Consider the following 16760-nt stretch of genomic DNA (forward strand, 5'->3'; position numbering starts at 1 on the left):
GTGAAATAAACTGGTAAACTAAATGGTATTTTGTTATAACAGCACAGATAACTTATATCTTAAAGGTCTGCACATGTCTTGTCATTTATCTCATCGGTTGACTACGGTACATCGCGCGGTCTCGATGGCACTACTTTGTTCCGTAGGCTATGCGGCTCTCGTATCAAGTGCACAAGCTGCAACGATTGGTAAGACTGTTGTGACCTCTGCCCAGCATGAGCCGCTAGCTGCGAGCATTGTGGTGAGTGATATTCGAGCCGCTGACTTTTCAGCAAGTTTGGCAAACTCTACTATTTATCAGCAAATGGGCTTGGCTCAAACTGATTCGATGACCGTACGCTTTAAACCTACCTCAGCGACCAGCGGTCAAGTATTTATTACTACTTCAAAACCTGTATCTACACCTTTTGCTGATGTGGTTTTAAACATAAATGATAAGGGTCAACGCAACGTCATTCCCAAGACATTGTTGATGCCGCTCAATAGCCGTTTGCCCATTGACGCGCCTAAAAACATCGTTACTGGCGCAAAAAAACCGAATCTACCCAGCGTGTCCTCTAATACGGCTAAACCGTTGACTGTTAGAGAAGGTGCACCGCCGCCATTAACATTATCGCCCATACTAGCGACTACTCACTCGTCAACGAGCGAGTTGGTGGCGTCTAAATTGCCAGCACCTAATATCCAAGCACCTACAACGACTCCTACCTCGCAAGGCAACAATCTTGCTTATGCGCCTAGCCGGCTAGATAACGGTCGTTTAAACAACGTTAACAACACTCTTAACGCTAACGACAATAATCGTAATCCAACCAGTCGATTAGACAATGGTCGCTTGAGTGCAAATGGCAACGTTACCACAATGGGTAACAGCAATATCGACCTCAATTCTGCTAAGAATGTAGCGAATGATACAGCCCTAGTCAATAACAACACCATGCCAATAGACAATAGTCTATCAGCTACAGCTGTCACTGATAAACAGCTCGATATTCTGAATATCCAAGTCACTCGCCAGATACAGCCGAGTAGCAAATCAGAAGCTGGCATGATGGCCGCTTCTCCTATTATGCCACCGCCGAGTGACAACAAAGCGAGTACACCAAAAGCCAGTCTTGATACCAGCAATACAGCTATCGCCACTGTCCCATCTAGTGTCACCAACAACGCCTCTATCAGTACGGCAGCCAGCACTACTACTGCGTCCCAATATCAAGTACAGCGCAACGACAGTCTATGGATTATTGCACAGCAAATTGCGCAAGAAAATAACTTAGACATTCAAACAGTAATGAAGCAGATTCAGAAGCAAAACCCTGATGCCTTTATTAATAAAGACGCGGGTCAACTCAAAGCGGATGCCAAGCTTAGCTTGCCCAGTTACGATGTTGTACCATCACAACAAAAACTAGAAGCGGCGATTGAGGCGCAAAAACAATATAGCCGCAGAGCAAACTCACCTGTGGTAAAAAAGGCCGCAAAAGCACCCTCTAAAAAACCGTCTGAAACAAATCAAGTCGCTAAACAGCGTAAAAAACCCATGATTACTAAAACACAAACGCTGCCAAAAGCACAGTTTTCAGTGCTCGCACCTGGTCGTAATGGCAACGCAGATGGCACCCAAGCAACATCAGCAGCGGCAACAGGTAATGGTCTCAGCACAGATATATTAGCCACGCTCAAGGCCTCAAGACAAAGTACGGCAGCTCAAGCTCAGCAACTGTCAAAAACCAGCAGTGCACTTGATAGCTATACAAGAAAAATTCAATTACAAAACCAAAAACTGGCTGAGCTCCAAGCTCGTCTCAAAAAACTACGCAATCAATAATTGCCTAACTGATCAACGCAGTGTGCTGTGATCATAGGCGTGGGAGTAACTATGGACAATATGCTATATATCATCGCCGGATTGGTACTTATTCTAATAGTAGCCGGTTTACTATTGTACAAAAAGAAAGCGCAAAAGCCCTCAGCGCAGCTGGGGATGAGTACCGCTACGCCAGCTGCGATGCCAAAAACGGATCACAATACTCCTGCCCAAAGCCACAAAGATGATGACAATAAGTTTGATCATATTACGATAGCCCAGCGCTTCATGGATCAACAGCGTTATGACAAAGCTATTGAAACCCTCAGTCGCGGCCTAAGCGAAAAACCGAATGATGGCCAATTGTCTGTTAAATTACTCAGCATATACGCGACTATTAATCAACCAGAGAACTTTAACAAAGTTTATGATGCCATCAAGACGCAAAGCGACCCAAAAAGTCTTTCGCTAGCTGATGAGTTAAAAGCTTTATTTTCGGAAGAGCAGAATCAAATCGCAGCAAAAGAGGCACCCGTAGAAGATAATAGCCATTTTGAAAGCATAGATTTTGACTTACCGATTCATCAAATCGATAGTAAGAACGCGCTATCTGATCAGCCAGCAACCTCTGAAGATAACCGTAGTACGCTGATAGACGACAGCCTGTCTAATTCGGCAGTGACAAACACATCTTATGAGGCCAGTCTTACTAGCGACAATGTAGAGGATAACTTTGATCTTACGCTGAGTGATTTAGAGAGTAATATTAGCGCATCTGAGGCGACTGATACGGCACCAGTCACATCATCATTAGAGATGACAGATGATAAAATCCTGAACACTGCCAATATCGACGTAACTGATAATGATATCGCGGTGTCCACAGAAGATAATGATCTCAATGATCTTAGTGATTTTGACTTCAGCTTTGATTCATCTGAAGAAACTGATGCGCAGGCAACGGATTCTGTCATTCCAGACCGCCCTGATAGTATTAACGATGAAATGACGCTAGAAGATGACGCGTTCATTTTAGACTTCGATGATCTAGCAACTGATGTCGATAAAGGTATTAACGAGACTGCTGAAGCATTGTCTATCAACACTGTCCAGAATGACGAAGAAAATGATTTCACTTTGTCTTTAGACAGTCTCGATGCGCCAAACAACATAGAAACATTAACAGAAAGCGAAGCACCTGTACTTGAAGAAAATAGTGATACTGATAACTTCATTATTGAAGAAGATCGTTTCGAAACTGAGAGCTTTGAAACTGAGAGCTTTGAAACTGAGAGCTTCGAAACTGAGAGCTTCGAAACTGAGAGCTTTGAAAATATTAATCTCGAAGCACAATCGCTTGATAATAATGATTCAGAATATACTCTTGCTGAAGAATCTAGTGTCACAACGACAGCCCCGCTGCTATTCGATGAGAACTCTTTATTAGACAATGAATTCGATACTCACTCTTCAACAGCGCTCAGCCCAGTTGAAGAAGATGCTACTGAAACAGCAGAAAACTTTTACTCGCGCTTTGCGGCCGACTTTGACTTTGTCAAATCATTAGATAGCACTCAAGTTACGCTAGATTTGGCAGGCCAATATTTACAATTGGGTGAATACGACAGTGCCAAACGCTTATTGAATGAGGTATTAATTCAGGGCACTAGTGAGCAACAGAACCAAGCAAAAGTATTACTAGATCGTACTGCGTAAAAGCTCCATCCTTCTTCTGTCAGCAAGTATTCTATAACACTAAGAATACTTGCTGATTTTTTTTGCATTTAACCTTTATACTATTTATTATTACTGAGCGCTATTAGCATCCAGCCTTAAACTCTCTTTTTTATCACATACTTCTTTATTACGGCTCATACTATGCCATTTTCTGCTATGACAAATACATTATCCAATCCTGTCCAACTCATTTATGCTGGCGGTACTTTTGGTAGCTATGGACGACCCTTAGCACCGTTATCAGCAGAAATATTCTTACCGACTTTACAAAAGCTATTGACTGACCAAGATAACGCTAACCACTTGCCTCAAATCTCATGGCTGGATAACACCTTAATTAAAGACAGTAGCCAACTTACCCCTAACGACTTTGTACATTTTTATCAGCTTTTGCTAGCAGCCTATGCACAAGGCGACAGGCGTTTTGTGCTCATCACTGGTACAGATACTTTGAGTTATTTGGGTGCGTTTTTAGCAGAAGCGTTTGCTGGCAGTGATATTTGTATAGTCGTCACTGGTAGTATGCGCCCACTGTTAGACAGCGAGGTGATACATTCCTATGATATCGATGACCATAGCGACGCATGGGATAACCTCAGCGATTCACTAAAACTGGCTGCTGCTGGTGAGTCGGGTGTGAAGATTGCTTTTGGCGGTGAGTCTTGGCCTGCGCAAACGGTACAAAAAATTCATAGCCATGATTTGATGGCATTTGCGGGTCACTCCAGAGCCGCCTATCCTGCCAATAGTTATATCAAAAACTTACCGGATACCCGCCGCCAGCATTGGCTCGATGATCAGCAAGCAATGATTGACCATATCGAATCTCGAGCTGAGCAAGCACGCATTCATGCTTTATATTGCTTGCCAAACGACACTGAGGTAATGACTAGCCAGCTACAGGCGTTATTATCACAGCCGCCATGTGGCATTATTCTATTAGGATTTGGCGCAGGTAATGTTCCTTATTCACAAGCGCTAGCAGAGGCACTAGAGCTTGCTTATAAAAATGGCCACATGGTGATATGCGCTAGCCAGTCTCCATTTGGCGGTGTCAGTGACAGCTATGCGGCTGGTAGTTGGCAATATGAGTATCATGTGATTGCTGGCGGACGCTTAACGATTCCTGCTATCTATGCACGATTATTATGGCTATTGCTGCGTTATGACAATCCCACTCGGCGCAGACAGCGTTGGTTGAACAATGTCAATCAGGCGGGCACCACTATCAAAAAACGTTAGACTATCGTTAAATATATTTACTTTATAAGCGCCAATACGAAAATATTCAATACCAATCATGTCCGAGATTAACATGTCCGAGATTAACAGCAGCAACGCTGAAACGCCCACAACCTATACATTAGCCATTGCAATTGAGTTCTTGGGCACGCGCTATCATGGCTGGCAGCGACAACGAGAAGTATTAGGCGTACAAGAAGCGTTAGAAACCGCTATCGGTAAAGTCGCAAATGAGGCGGTAGAGGTCGTCGCGGCTGGTCGTACCGATGCAAGCGTCCATGCCAGCAATATGATTGCCCACTTTACGACACGTGCCTATCGTCCTACTCATAACTGGCTGCGCGGGGTAAACAGTCTATTGCCTGATGATATCGCCCTACGGTGGATTCAACCAATGCCTGACGACTTTCATGCGCGTTTTGGTGCCATTGCCCGTCGCTATCGCTACATCACGCTGAATCAAGCACAGCGCCCTGCTATTTTGAATCACCAAGTCACTCATATCTATGAACCGCTCGATTTAGCAGCGATGCAACTGGCGGCGGCTGAGATCGTCGGTACTCACGATTTTAGTAGCTACCGCGCCGCTGCTTGCCAGTCTAATCAACCGGTACGCTCAGTCAGTCACGCAAGACTCTTTGCCCATGGTCAGTTTATCGTTTTTGACATTCAAGCAGATGGATTTTTGCATCACATGGTCCGTAACTTAATGGGCACCTTGTATGCCATCGGTCGACACGAGTTGCAGCCAGAAGCCTTTTTAGATATTTTAGCCAAAAAAGATCGTACTATCGCACCGCCTACTGCCTCTGGTGATGGTCTATATTTTATCAATGCTTACTATCCTGAGCATTTTCAACAACGACTGCCAAATGCTCCTTTAACCCCCATTTGGCTAAATCTACCTGACTAAATAAATAGGAATTGGCATACATAACGGTTACAGGCTGTCAAGTAAAAACCTAGTGCTGTATTGCTTTAATCCGCTAACTTACGTATAATATGGGCTTATTTTTAATTGATTGATACCAACTATGGCAAAAGACGATATTATTGAATTTGAAGGCGAAGTCATTGATACCCTTCCAAACACCCTGTTTAGAGTTCGTTTAGAAAACGGACACGAAATCATTGCTCACATCTCAGGTAAGATGCGTAAGCATTATATCCGTATCTTGACAGGTGATAAAGTTAAGGTCGAAATGACACCTTATGACCTATCAAAAGGTCGTATTACTTATCGTGGCAAAAACTAATTTCTTACACACTAAAATGGTTATAAAAGCATTTATATAAATACAGCTGGTTGCTAAATGGCTTCTTTTCTCTGATAGCTGATATAGACGCTTGGGTGGTTTAACTGATAATAATAATGAAAATGCTAACCTGCTCATTATTGCCTATCAATATTTTAGTTATTCAGTCTTAGTTATTTGTTTTTATCATAAAAAATACCGCTAAATTTCAGCGGTATTTTTTTGTCTAAATTTTATGAGTTGACTTACTTTCAAATTTTTAAATCATGATTAATAAGTAGCATGATTAAGAAATAGTGAGGCATTATTTAAACTCGACAGTCGCACCGTTTTGAATCACCCCTAGCAAAGCAAGTGCATCCCAATTTGTCAGGCGTATACAACCCGCTGATGCTTGACGGCTAATACGATCAGGATCTGGTGAGCCATGAATACCATAAGAAGGCTTACTAAGCCCAATCCATACCGAGCCCACTGGATTATTAGGGCCAGGTGGAAGAATAGACTTGCTACCGTCTTTAGCAGTATAAGTATAATTAGGCTCATGCACCTTCACCTCTACCGTATGTGTCCCTGTTGGTGACGGTGTTGCCGTACTACCTACTGTGGTCGGATAGCTGGCAACTAAGTTGTCTTTATCATCATAGGCATATAGCGTTTCAGTGGCTTTATCAGCAACGACTCGACTGACAGGCTTGGTGTTTGGGTTGCCAGGATTATAAACTGTGATGGTTTCACCCGCCGTAAAGCTAGCCTTAGGGTTTAACGCTTTAAGATAGCTTTCACTAATATGGAATTTTTCTGCTAGCCCTTCTGTGATGCTCTCGTAATACAATCCCTCAAGTTTGGATTTGGCTTCAGCACCAGCTGGTATTTCTGTCATTTTAATATTAACATCCGCATCAGTTATCTGATAGCTGACTAGCACTGGCTGCACCGCGAGTTTTTCATTCTTTGTCAGTGCTTGCCATGTTTCGTTGTTTAGCGTGTCAGTGACCGCCAAACCATTTGCTTGTTGAAACGCTTGCATGGCCTTGCGGGTATTTTTGCCCCAATAACCATCAACAGGACCCACACCATTGTGATGCCAATTTAATAAGGCTTGCAATTTAGTACCAATGACACGGTCGATACTCACCCCCTCTTTCCAAGTGGCATTATTCACCTTTTGCGCAGCAACTGATAAATTGTCTGTCGTATACTTGATAGTAGGTAAAAATTTGTTCGAAGCATTTGCGGTTTTGCTATCACGTGCTGACTTTTGGTTAATGCCATTGGTCACAGGGCTGACCTCTTCAGCAGCATTAGCATTCGCCTTATTAGCATTATTTTTGCTAATACTGGCTTCATTGTTATTCGTCGGTGCTTGGTTGTCAGAGTTATTCGTCGGTGCTTGATTGTTAGCATTTACACTATCCAGTGGTGCTGCAACGCTTTGCCCCATGAAAACTGCCGTAGAAAAACCAATCATCGCTACTGCTGTGCTGATTTTTTTTAATTGATACACCTCATGCTCCTAATTTTTTATAAAAATAATAAGTTTTATTTTGTTATGTTGTCATCAAGGCTTGTTATTTTGAGTTGTAACGCCTTACTGACCAACTTTGCTCAAACACCTTTTCATCAGCTCTCTTCTAACGTGAAAGTCTGTGGTTTTAGTGGTTTGTAAGCTGTTAATAGTGCCATATTACCTTGTGAGCATATAACAGCTTTATGTTAATAAAGCCCTTGTACTGCGGTGTCTGTGTTAAAACAAGTACTTTTTTACAACTATCTGGTTTAGTGTGTTACCGCTGGAAAGTGATTAAAATAAACATAAAAAAACCCATAATTTGCTAAGCAAATTATGGGTTTAGAACGACGATTAAAGATAAAGATGAGAATTTTTCCCTATCGAAATAAAACAGGGGAAAATTCAATCTATATCACTATAGTGGGACTAGAGTAATTTAGCCAACACTGCTTGACCCATCTCTTGGCACCCCACTTGCTTCAATCCAGCTTCACTACTGTCCAAGATATCAAGCGTACGCAAACCATCATCAAGCACATCACTCACTGCTTGCTCAATCGCTTGTGCCGCTGCTTCTTGCTTAAAGGTATAACGCAGCATCATCGCAACCGATAAAATAGTCGCCAATGGGTTGGCTTTGTCCTGCCCAGCAATATCAGGCGCTGAACCATGACACGGCTCATACATCCCTTTGCCTGCTTCATCGAGACTGGCTGATGGCAACATACCGATAGATCCAGTGAGCATAGCAGCTTCATCAGACAAGATATCACCGAACATATTGCCTGTCACCATGACATCAAACTGCTTAGGATTCTTGATCAATTGCATACAAGCATTGTCAGCATACGTGTGCGATAACGCCACGTCGCTATAATTTGCTTGCTGCATTTGGGTCATCGTTTGCTTCCACAGCTCGGTGACTTCTAATACGTTTGCTTTGTCCACTGAGCAAACTTTCGCTGCCGTGCCTGCTGCTTGCGCACGGGTTTTTGCCAATTCAAAAGCAACTTTGCCGATACGCTGAATCTCGCTTGTGCTATAGACCATGGTGTTGTAGCCCTGCTGTTCACCATTCTCTAGTGTGCGGATTCCACGTGGCTCACCAAAATAGATACCACCCGTTAACTCACGAACGATAAGCAAATCCAAGCCTGAAATAATCTCAGGTTTGATACTAGACGCATTGACCAGCTGCGGGTAAAGCTTTGCCACACGTAGATTAGCGAACAAACCAAGTTCACCACGTATTTTAAGTAAACCACGTTCAGGGCGCTTGCTGCGTTCAATACCATCCCATTTAGGGCCACCGACCGCTCCTAACAATACCGCATCTGCTGCACGAGCACGGTCTAGCGTCTCATCTGGCAAAGGCTCACCCGTTGCATCAATGGCCACCCCGCCAATCAATCCAGATTCAAGTGTCAAATCTAACGCAAATTTCTTATTGACCGCATTCAGTACGTCAATGGCTTGAGTCATGATTTCGGGACCGATACCATCGCCCGCTAATGTTAAAATCGTTGCCATACTAATCCTTGTGGGTAGGTAGTTTTTTATTTATGTTAGGGCGTGTCCTCATTTTAAAAATGGTGATAAAAATTGCCGTCAAACAAGGAAAGTAGCGCAAATAATATCGAGATATTGATAAGCTATTTAACAATGTTTGGCAAAATTTAGCCATTTTTAACTCATTTAGACGATAGTCGATTGAATTGAGGACACGCCCTAATACTACAAATTTACGATATTTTCCTAAAAACGATTTTAGTGCCTTCAATAGCACAAAAAATCGTGGTCTATTTGCTATTTTTGAAAATAAAATAGGCTTTAAACTTTGGCTTTTACTTTCGATGATGCAGGCAATGCTTTCACGATACGAGTTTCTACAAACTCTCCTTGATGCTCAGCAGACAGCTCTTTACAAAAGCGGCGCTGTACAGTGTTGCCTTGATACAGATCAACACATAGCGGCTGTGGTGAAGCGGTGTCTAATAAACTGCCAGAATTATCGTTAGACTTTTTCTGATAAGCCCGTAATTGATAAGTATCCGCCTCAATAAAATCGTGAATTAAAGTAAAACGCTCAACATAGCCCAGATTGTTTTCTGGATAGAAATTCACCTGTACTTCGCGTTTTGCAGGTTTTACCCGCGCATAATAATTGGTTAGACCCGGCATGCCTGAGGCAGACAAAGGTACAATTTTAATCTCATTTTTATGAGCGAGTGGTGTCATATCTATGTTTGCATGCATTGATGTTTGTGCATGCTTATTGTTGGTATGACTGCTGGTATGACTTTTGCCCTTTGCACTCATATCTTTCATCGCGACCAGCATGGCAGGATTGATAGGCTCATGCGTATCAGCCCCTATCACTCGTGTCTTATCTATCCTTGCGATTTCACAATGATAAGTTCCTATACAGGCAATATTGACTTCACCCGCAATCGGTTGAATCTTACCTGCCCATGCTTTGGCGTTTTCTGCCTCATCTATTTTCTGATACCCAGTCAATAGCTGACAGCCTGACAATAATAAGCTTGCGGCAACAACCGTACTTGTCCATAAAACATAACGTTTTTTATTCATAATGGCGGCTACTATTTATGAGAGAAATAATAAAATATCGTAAAAAAACTACCCTTCATTTTAGCCAGTTCACCGCCATAACTCAACGTTACATTATTACTGTTCAGCAGTTTTATGAGTAATGGCTTGCAGATTCATGATTTATGCTCGTACATCGTTAAATATCCATGGTGTTTTTTGCATCATCTTATGCTCATAATCTTTAATGGCATCGCTTTGCTGCAAGGTTAAACCAATATCATCAAGCCCGTTTAACAAGCAATGTTTACGAAAAGCATCTACGTCAAATGCATATTCTTCACCTGTTGAGGTGACGACGACTTGGCGTTCAAGATCTGCGGTTAGCTCATAGCCTTCATTAGCAAGCGTGTCTTTCATTAATGTATCTACAATTGCCTCGTCCAAGACAATTGGTAGCATGCCATTTTTAAAGCAATTGTTATAAAAAATATCTGCAAAGCTTGGCGCGATTACCGTACGAAAGCCATATTCAGACAACGCCCAAGGCGCATGCTCACGGCTCGAGCCACAGCCAAAGTTGCGGCGTGCCAGCAAAATAGTCGCGCCTTGATAACGCGGCTTATTTAGCACAAATTCTGGATTGATAACGCGTGTGCTATTGTCCTGCCCCGGATATCCTTCGTCAAGATAACGCCAATCATCAAACAAATTGACGCCAAATCCTGTGCGTTTAATAGACTTTAAAAACTGTTTTGCAATAATTTGATCAGTATCGACGTTTGCGCGATCTAATGGGCAAACGATACCCGTTTGAGTGTTATAAGCTTGCATGAGTTTTCCTTAAAGTATCAATTACTAACGTAAAATTTTTTGACGGTCTAATGAATCTCAAAAGAGCGTGCCATTTGTTTAACAATACTTGTCATTTTAGTTTTTTCACTTTCAGGATAGTTCAGATGTAATACTGCTTCCTGACCATCCTTAACTTTAATAACATGATAAAAAACTTGACCGTCTTTTCTATAGCCGCTTGCTGTATAGGTTTTATCTTTTAACAGCTCGTAAGTAACTGTCATGCCTGTTTTATATCGATGCTGCTTCTCTTTTAGATAATCACTATCTGTATAAAAGAAAACAGTTGGTGTATTACTCCCAAAGACCAAAATAGTGGCATTAGAGTTGGGTAACTTAAAATGACGACCATCACCATTATCTGCCTCAGGCAACCATGTCAATTTATTTGGCACATCGACACAATAGGCAAATCTTCCATTACAGTAATCACGAGCCATTGCTAGCTGAGAGCTACCCAATAAGCAAAATAAAACAAACAGCATTTTCATTTTTATGCTCTATAGAAATGCAAAGTTAAAACGTCCGCACATCGACAAAGTGACCGGCCAATGCTGCTGCTGCTGCCATTGCTGGGCTGACCAAATGCGTACGACCACCATTGCCCTGACGACCTTCAAAGTTACGGTTAGACGTCGAAGCGCAATGCTCTTGTGGCTCAAGCTTATCCGCATTCATAGCAAGACACATCGAACAACCCGGCTCACGCCACTCAAATCCAGCCTCAGTAAACAAGGCATCTAAGCCTTCTGCTTCAGCCTGCAACTTCACTTGCCCAGAACCTGCCACAACGATGGCTTCTTTGATATTGTCCGCGACTTTACGACCTTTAATGACTGCGGCGGCATCACGCAAATCTTCGATACGCGAGTTGGTACATGAACCAATAAAAATGCGATCAAGCTGGATATCGGTAATCTTTTGCCCAGCGTCTAAACCCATATAGGTATAAGCACGTAACCAGCCTTCTTCTTGTGCCTCATCTACTGCTTGATCAGGTGTCGGTACAGATTGAGTGATATCGACAACCATTTCGGGTGAGGTGCCCCACGAGACTTGTGGCGCTATTTGGCTACCATCCAGCTCAACCACGGTATCAAATACCGCGTCATCATCTGAATATAAGGTACGCCAGTAAGCTTCCGCTTGCGCCCATTGCTCAGAGGTTGGCGCATAAGGACGACCTTTGACATACTCAATGGTCGTGTCATCGACCGCAACCATACCCACGCGAGCACCCGCTTCGATCGCCATGTTACAAACGGTCATGCGACCTTCCATACTCATGTCTTCAAATACTTGCCCAGCAAATTCGATAGCATGGCCTGTCCCGCCAGCCGTGCCAATTTTGGCGATAATAGCCAATACCACGTCTTTTGAGGTCACGCCAGCACCAAGCTTACCAGTGACACGAATTTGCATATTTTTTGATTTTTTCTGAATCAAGCACTGAGTTGCCAATACATGCTCAACCTCTGATGTGCCGATACCGTGCGCTAAGCAGCCCAGCGCGCCATGAGTAGCAGTATGCGAATCACCGCAAACAACCGTCATACCCGGTAACACCAAACCTTGCTCAGGGCCAACGACGTGTAAAATACCTTGACGAGCATCATTAATCGTAAACTCAGCGATATCAAATTTGGCGCAATTTTCATCCAATGTCACTACCTGCAAGCGTGATACCTTATCCTTGATACCAGGCACGCCTTCTAAACGCTCTTTAGTGACTGTGGGTACGTTATGGTCAGGACTGGCGATATTAGCCGACAGGCGCCACGGTGCTCTATTGGCTAACTCCAAACCTTCAAATGCTTGCGGACTGGTCACTTCATGCAACAGATGGCGGTCGATATAAATCAGGCTCGAACCATCGTCACGCTTGGTGACTTCGTGAGCATTCCAAAGTTTGTCATATAACGTTTGACCTGCCATGTTGCTATCCTTTATTGGTTGCTAATTACTGGATTTTTTACTTGCTTATAGTCATTCCACTATAAAAGTATTACTGCGTTAACCTCGCTTGAAGTATTAAATATACATCTACACTCGGTTGCCTTGTACTACTTTTAAATTGAATCGACTATAGCCTATGGTAAAAATTTTCTTTGAATTTTATACGTCACGATACTTTATCATCAGCGGCATCGTCAGCGGCGCTTGTATCAAAATCGATATTTTTATATTGGCGATTTTACATTGATGACCATTATCAGCGCTTAAAACGTGCGATGAGCTGCAAATAGTCAATTTAATAGAATAAATATGTCACAATACGCCTTGATGTCTTGTGATTATAGCAGGCTAATCCTATAATAATAATTGATGATTTTTGCCCAGACGCAAACTTTTATTTCTAATACATTGTGATTGGGTCAGCCAACTTTTATTTATAGCTCGCAAAGTAGCTAAGGACATCCGTTTGAACACCACAAACTTGACGACATTCGTTACCGTTATGCACACTGGCAGCATCTCAGGTGCCGCAGAAAAACTGTTTATCACACAGCCTGCCGTCAGTAAACGCATCAAAAATTTGGAAGATGAATTCAACATTACTTTGTTTGATACGGTGGGACGCGGCATTGTACCGACCCAAGCAGCCAATGAAATGCTACCGCATGCCAAGCGGTGGCTAGAAGATTATGAGAATTTTAAGATTAATCTGCAACACTCTCAGCATATCGTATCTGGTAAATTAGTGATCGGCACCAGTCATCATATTGGCTTGCACCATTTAGCGCCTGTACTTAAGCATTTTATCCAAGCTTATCCTGCCGTACAACTAGAAGTACATTTCGTCGATTCAGAAAAAGCGCACAAAGCCGTACTCGATGGCGATTTATCATTAGCATTTTTAACACTGCCGCCCGTTTATGATAAGCGCTTGACCTATCATACGCTATGGTCAGACCCTCTTTACTTTATGACAGGTACGCTATCGCCTTTAGCGACCAAATCTAATGTGACACTAGAGCAATTGGCACGCTATCCTGCTATTTTACCGTCTGCCAACACCTTTACCAGTCAAATTACCTTGGCTGAATTCGCCAAGCACAATCTGAAACCTTATGCCACGATGAGCACCAATCCTCTTGAGTCTATTCGCATGCTGGTTTCTGTTGGTCTGGGATGGTCTGTATTACCGCAAACCATGATTAGTCAGGATTTAGAACGTATCGATATGGCAGACAATATAGAGTTACAACGCTATTTGGGTGTGGTTATCAATCCGAAATTGACGCAATCTAGCAGCGTTACAGCTTTGTTAGACTTGTTAGCGCCTATTGAATAAGACTCCCGCTAAATGAGGATTAGAGCGTGCTATGGAATCTAAAAAGCACGCTATTCGCATTTATGACCCTCATGCGTTATAATACGCTTGACGTTGTTTTTATAACAAAAATTTACTATAAGAACACTGATAGTCATATATTGAACACTTCGAGTAATATATGATGGTTAACAGTAGGTTTAATGGTTTTAAATGATTGGTTATATAGGTGGCCGATACTGATAAATGAGTCGCAAATGCGAGCAGTCGATATTATTTAATATGACATTCTTATTGATCTCTAAGCACTGCGAATTCATATTAGCCCTAGAACAGCATCAATCATATAAAACTAACAGCAGATATTGAATAAAAGCCATTATGTCCTACTTAATGGCTTTTTTCGTCTTTAGATATTGTTTGGGACATCGTCTTATAACACTTAATCTTTATAGTTAAAATAATTACCGCCAACCATGTTGGTTAAGGACAATTTATATGAACGGAGTTTCTAGTGGCGTGCTGGTATCACTTGGCGCCTATTTTTTAGTGATGATTGGTATTGGCATTTACGCTTACTTTAAGCAAGCCAATGATACTGAAGGCTATATGTTAGGAGGACGCAGTTTAGGTCCAGCAGTTACTGCACTATCGGCAGGTGCATCAGATATGTCAGGTTGGTTACTACTTGGCTTGCCCGGCTATATGTATGCTGACGGTGTCGTAAGTATATGGATCGCACTTGGTTTGACACTTGGTGCATTTTTAAACTACCTTATCGTGGCACCGCGCCTTCGCGTTTATACCGAAGTGGCTGACAATGCCATCACTCTACCCGATTATTTCGCCAACCGCTTCGAAGATAAGTCGCACATGCTGCGTGTTATCTCAGCCGTGGTTATCATTTTATTCTTCACGGTTTATACTGCTGCAAGCCTAGTAGGCGGTGGTAAACTCTTCGAAAGCTCGCTCAATCTTTCTTATAGCACTGGTCTATGGGTCACCGCTGGCGTTGTCGTTGCTTATACGTTATTCGGTGGTTTCTTAGCCGTTTCAATGACTGACTTTGTACAGGGTATCATCATGCTATTTGCGATGGTCATTGTTCCTGTCGTCGCTTTCACTGATTTGGGTGGTATTTCAGCCACCACTCAAGCGGTTAGAAATATCGATCCGAGCTTGCTTAACATTACTAATGGTATGAGTATCCTTGGTATTGTGTCATTGATGGCATGGGGTTTAGGTTATTTTGGTCAGCCACACATCATTGTACGTTTTATGGCCATTCGCTCAGTCAAAGATGTCCCTACTGCTCGTAACATCGGTATGAGCTGGATGATTGTCAGCCTTATCGGGGCACTGATGACAGGTTTTGCTGGTCGTGCTTATGTGCAAAAGACAGCGATGACTTTAGATGATCCTGAAACCATCTTTTTAGTATTTACGCAGTTTTTATTCCATCCATTGGTTTCAGGCTTCTTATTAGCGGCAATTTTAGCTGCGATTATGAGTACCATCTCATCACAGCTATTGGTAGTATCAAGCTCATTGACTAAAGATGTCTATAAGTTATTTTTTGATCAAGATGCACCTGAGGCGCGTCAAGTATTGGTCGGCCGCATTTCCGTAATCATTGTCGCCGTTGTTGCCATTTTACTGGCGTCTAATCCAGAAAGCTCAGTATTGAATTTGGTTTCTAACGCTTGGGCAGGGTTTGGTGCCGCATTTGGACCGTTGGTTATTTTCAGCCTAATCTGGCGCGGTATGAACCGTAATGGTGCAGTTGCTGGTATGGTCGTTGGTGCATTGACGGTTATTCTATGGATTTATGGTCCTTTCCAGATGAATGGCATGGCACTCAATAGCTGGTTATATGCTATCGTTCCAGGCTTTATCTTAAGTACAATCGCCATTTTTGCGGTAAGTATCATGACAGGCGGTCCAAAAGCCTCTGTTACTGCGAAATTTAAAGAAATGGAACTTAATTTAAATAAATAAGCTTATCGATATAATTATCACTATAAAAAAACCTCGCCATTATTGGCGAGGTTTTTTTATTGAGAGCTATTAGCTCTAATACATAAATTGATAACGCAATTCAAATCTCGAAGGTAAATAAATGATTAAATTATAACCATTCAATATACAGTTATATTTTAAAAAAACATGATGCTGTATGAGAAAGTATTCTGAGGTAATAAAGGAAGGCTCACAGCCTGGGGTAATTAAAACCCCAATAGATAGCAACTGCGTCGACTTTCCCAGTCTGAACTTGAAGAAAAATGGTATAAAAAGCGATGGTAAGCATAACTACTAATGTACGGCTAATAAGTTAGAGATATTGCCGTTATAATGTCTATTAGCATCGGCAAAGTACTGAGCGCCATAAAGACATCGATGTATAAGATCACCTATAAGAAGACATACTGTTAGCGCTGAGAGGTCAATGAGTCTTGGACTTAAGTGTGTTTCAAGAAGCGTATATTTCAGCTGAAATATACTTATGATCGTAATAATTCAATGATG

At 42.3% G+C, this 16760-nt stretch carries 13 protein-coding genes; 7 read left to right on the top strand and 6 right to left on the bottom strand.

The genetic code is table 11. The features are described from left to right. The first annotated feature begins 73 nt into the window (after positions 1–73). The 5 genes from I3252_RS03870 to infA all read left to right on the top strand — a co-directional run bounded on the left by I3252_RS03870 (position 74) and on the right by infA (position 6042). Positions 74–1828 carry a peptigoglycan-binding protein LysM gene (locus tag I3252_RS03870; RefSeq protein ID WP_238034288.1) on the top strand — a complete coding sequence of 585 codons (1755 nt, stop codon included), beginning with the start codon at positions 74–76 and terminating at the stop codon, positions 1826–1828. 51 nt (positions 1829–1879) lie between these two features. Beyond that, positions 1880–3523: a FimV/HubP family polar landmark protein gene (locus I3252_RS03875; protein ID WP_238034289.1), complete on the top strand. Its 1644-nt coding sequence runs from the start codon at positions 1880–1882 to the stop codon at positions 3521–3523. A 162-nt stretch (positions 3524–3685) separates the two neighbouring features. Next, the gene (locus tag I3252_RS03880; protein ID WP_238034290.1) at positions 3686–4786 is read left to right on the top strand and encodes an asparaginase; all 1101 of its coding nucleotides are present in this window, start codon (positions 3686–3688) and stop codon (positions 4784–4786) included. A 73-nt stretch (positions 4787–4859) separates the two neighbouring features. Then, complete coding sequence (truA, locus tag I3252_RS03885) at positions 4860–5699, top strand: tRNA pseudouridine(38-40) synthase TruA (RefSeq protein ID WP_198329719.1); 840 nt, start codon at positions 4860–4862, stop codon at positions 5697–5699. 121 nt (positions 5700–5820) lie between these two features. Next, positions 5821–6042 (top strand): translation initiation factor IF-1, encoded by a 222-nt coding sequence (gene infA, locus I3252_RS03890; RefSeq protein WP_045446828.1) that lies wholly within the window; start codon positions 5821–5823, stop codon positions 6040–6042. A 304-nt stretch (positions 6043–6346) separates the two neighbouring features. Here infA and I3252_RS03895 read toward each other — a convergent pair whose 3' ends face one another. The 6 genes from I3252_RS03895 to leuC form a co-directional block, all read right to left on the bottom strand. Then, positions 6347–7549: a L,D-transpeptidase family protein gene (locus I3252_RS03895; protein WP_238034291.1), complete on the bottom strand. Its 1203-nt coding sequence runs from the start codon at positions 7547–7549 to the stop codon at positions 6347–6349. 432 nt (positions 7550–7981) lie between these two features. Further along, complete coding sequence (gene leuB, locus I3252_RS03900; protein ID WP_238034292.1) at positions 7982–9085, bottom strand: 3-isopropylmalate dehydrogenase; 1104 nt, start codon at positions 9083–9085, stop codon at positions 7982–7984. Between the two features lie 300 nt (positions 9086–9385). Beyond that, positions 9386–10147, bottom strand: coding sequence for a hypothetical protein (locus tag I3252_RS03905; RefSeq protein ID WP_238034293.1), 762 nt, complete (start codon positions 10145–10147; stop codon positions 9386–9388). Positions 10148–10288: 141 nt separating this feature from the next. After that, positions 10289–10939: a 3-isopropylmalate dehydratase small subunit gene (leuD, locus tag I3252_RS03910; RefSeq protein WP_055124341.1), complete on the bottom strand. Its 651-nt coding sequence runs from the start codon at positions 10937–10939 to the stop codon at positions 10289–10291. Positions 10940–10986: 47 nt separating this feature from the next. Next, positions 10987–11451: a hypothetical protein gene (locus I3252_RS03915; protein WP_238034294.1), complete on the bottom strand. Its 465-nt coding sequence runs from the start codon at positions 11449–11451 to the stop codon at positions 10987–10989. Between the two features lie 25 nt (positions 11452–11476). Further along, positions 11477–12895: a 3-isopropylmalate dehydratase large subunit gene (gene leuC / locus I3252_RS03920; RefSeq protein WP_201603548.1), complete on the bottom strand. Its 1419-nt coding sequence runs from the start codon at positions 12893–12895 to the stop codon at positions 11477–11479. 487 nt (positions 12896–13382) lie between these two features. Between leuC and I3252_RS03925 the strand changes: the two genes are divergently transcribed. Beyond that, a complete protein-coding gene (locus I3252_RS03925) occupies positions 13383–14255 on the top strand; it encodes a LysR family transcriptional regulator (RefSeq protein WP_045446822.1) in 873 nt (290 codons plus the stop codon). Positions 14256–14732: 477 nt separating this feature from the next. Then, entirely contained in the window at positions 14733–16232 is a 1500-nt protein-coding gene (putP, locus tag I3252_RS03930) for a sodium/proline symporter PutP (RefSeq protein ID WP_045446819.1), read from the top strand. Positions 16233–16760 lie beyond the last annotated feature (528 nt).

This window comes from Psychrobacter sp. Ps4 (assembly GCF_022129285.1).
Lineage (GTDB): Bacteria > Pseudomonadota > Gammaproteobacteria > Pseudomonadales > Moraxellaceae > Psychrobacter > Psychrobacter immobilis_A.

Excerpts from the sequence above, each read along its gene's own strand:
- leuD (WP_055124341.1), bottom strand. The coding sequence starts at position 10,939 with ATGCAAGCTTATAACACTCAAACGGGTATCGTTTGCCCATTAGATCGC.
- I3252_RS03915 (WP_238034294.1), bottom strand. The coding sequence starts at position 11,451 with ATGAAAATGCTGTTTGTTTTATTTTGCTTATTGGGTAGCTCTCAGCTA.
- leuB (WP_238034292.1), bottom strand. The coding sequence starts at position 9,085 with ATGGCAACGATTTTAACATTAGCGGGCGATGGTATCGGTCCCGAAATC.
- I3252_RS03905 (WP_238034293.1), bottom strand. The coding sequence starts at position 10,147 with ATGAATAAAAAACGTTATGTTTTATGGACAAGTACGGTTGTTGCCGCA.
- leuC (WP_201603548.1), bottom strand. The coding sequence starts at position 12,895 with ATGGCAGGTCAAACGTTATATGACAAACTTTGGAATGCTCACGAAGTC.
- infA (WP_045446828.1), top strand. The coding sequence starts at position 5,821 with ATGGCAAAAGACGATATTATTGAATTTGAAGGCGAAGTCATTGATACC.
- I3252_RS03880 (WP_238034290.1), top strand. The coding sequence starts at position 3,686 with ATGCCATTTTCTGCTATGACAAATACATTATCCAATCCTGTCCAACTC.
- truA (WP_198329719.1), top strand. The coding sequence starts at position 4,860 with ATGTCCGAGATTAACAGCAGCAACGCTGAAACGCCCACAACCTATACA.
- putP (WP_045446819.1), top strand. The coding sequence starts at position 14,733 with ATGAACGGAGTTTCTAGTGGCGTGCTGGTATCACTTGGCGCCTATTTT.
- I3252_RS03875 (WP_238034289.1), top strand. The coding sequence starts at position 1,880 with ATGGACAATATGCTATATATCATCGCCGGATTGGTACTTATTCTAATA.
- I3252_RS03870 (WP_238034288.1), top strand. The coding sequence starts at position 74 with ATGTCTTGTCATTTATCTCATCGGTTGACTACGGTACATCGCGCGGTC.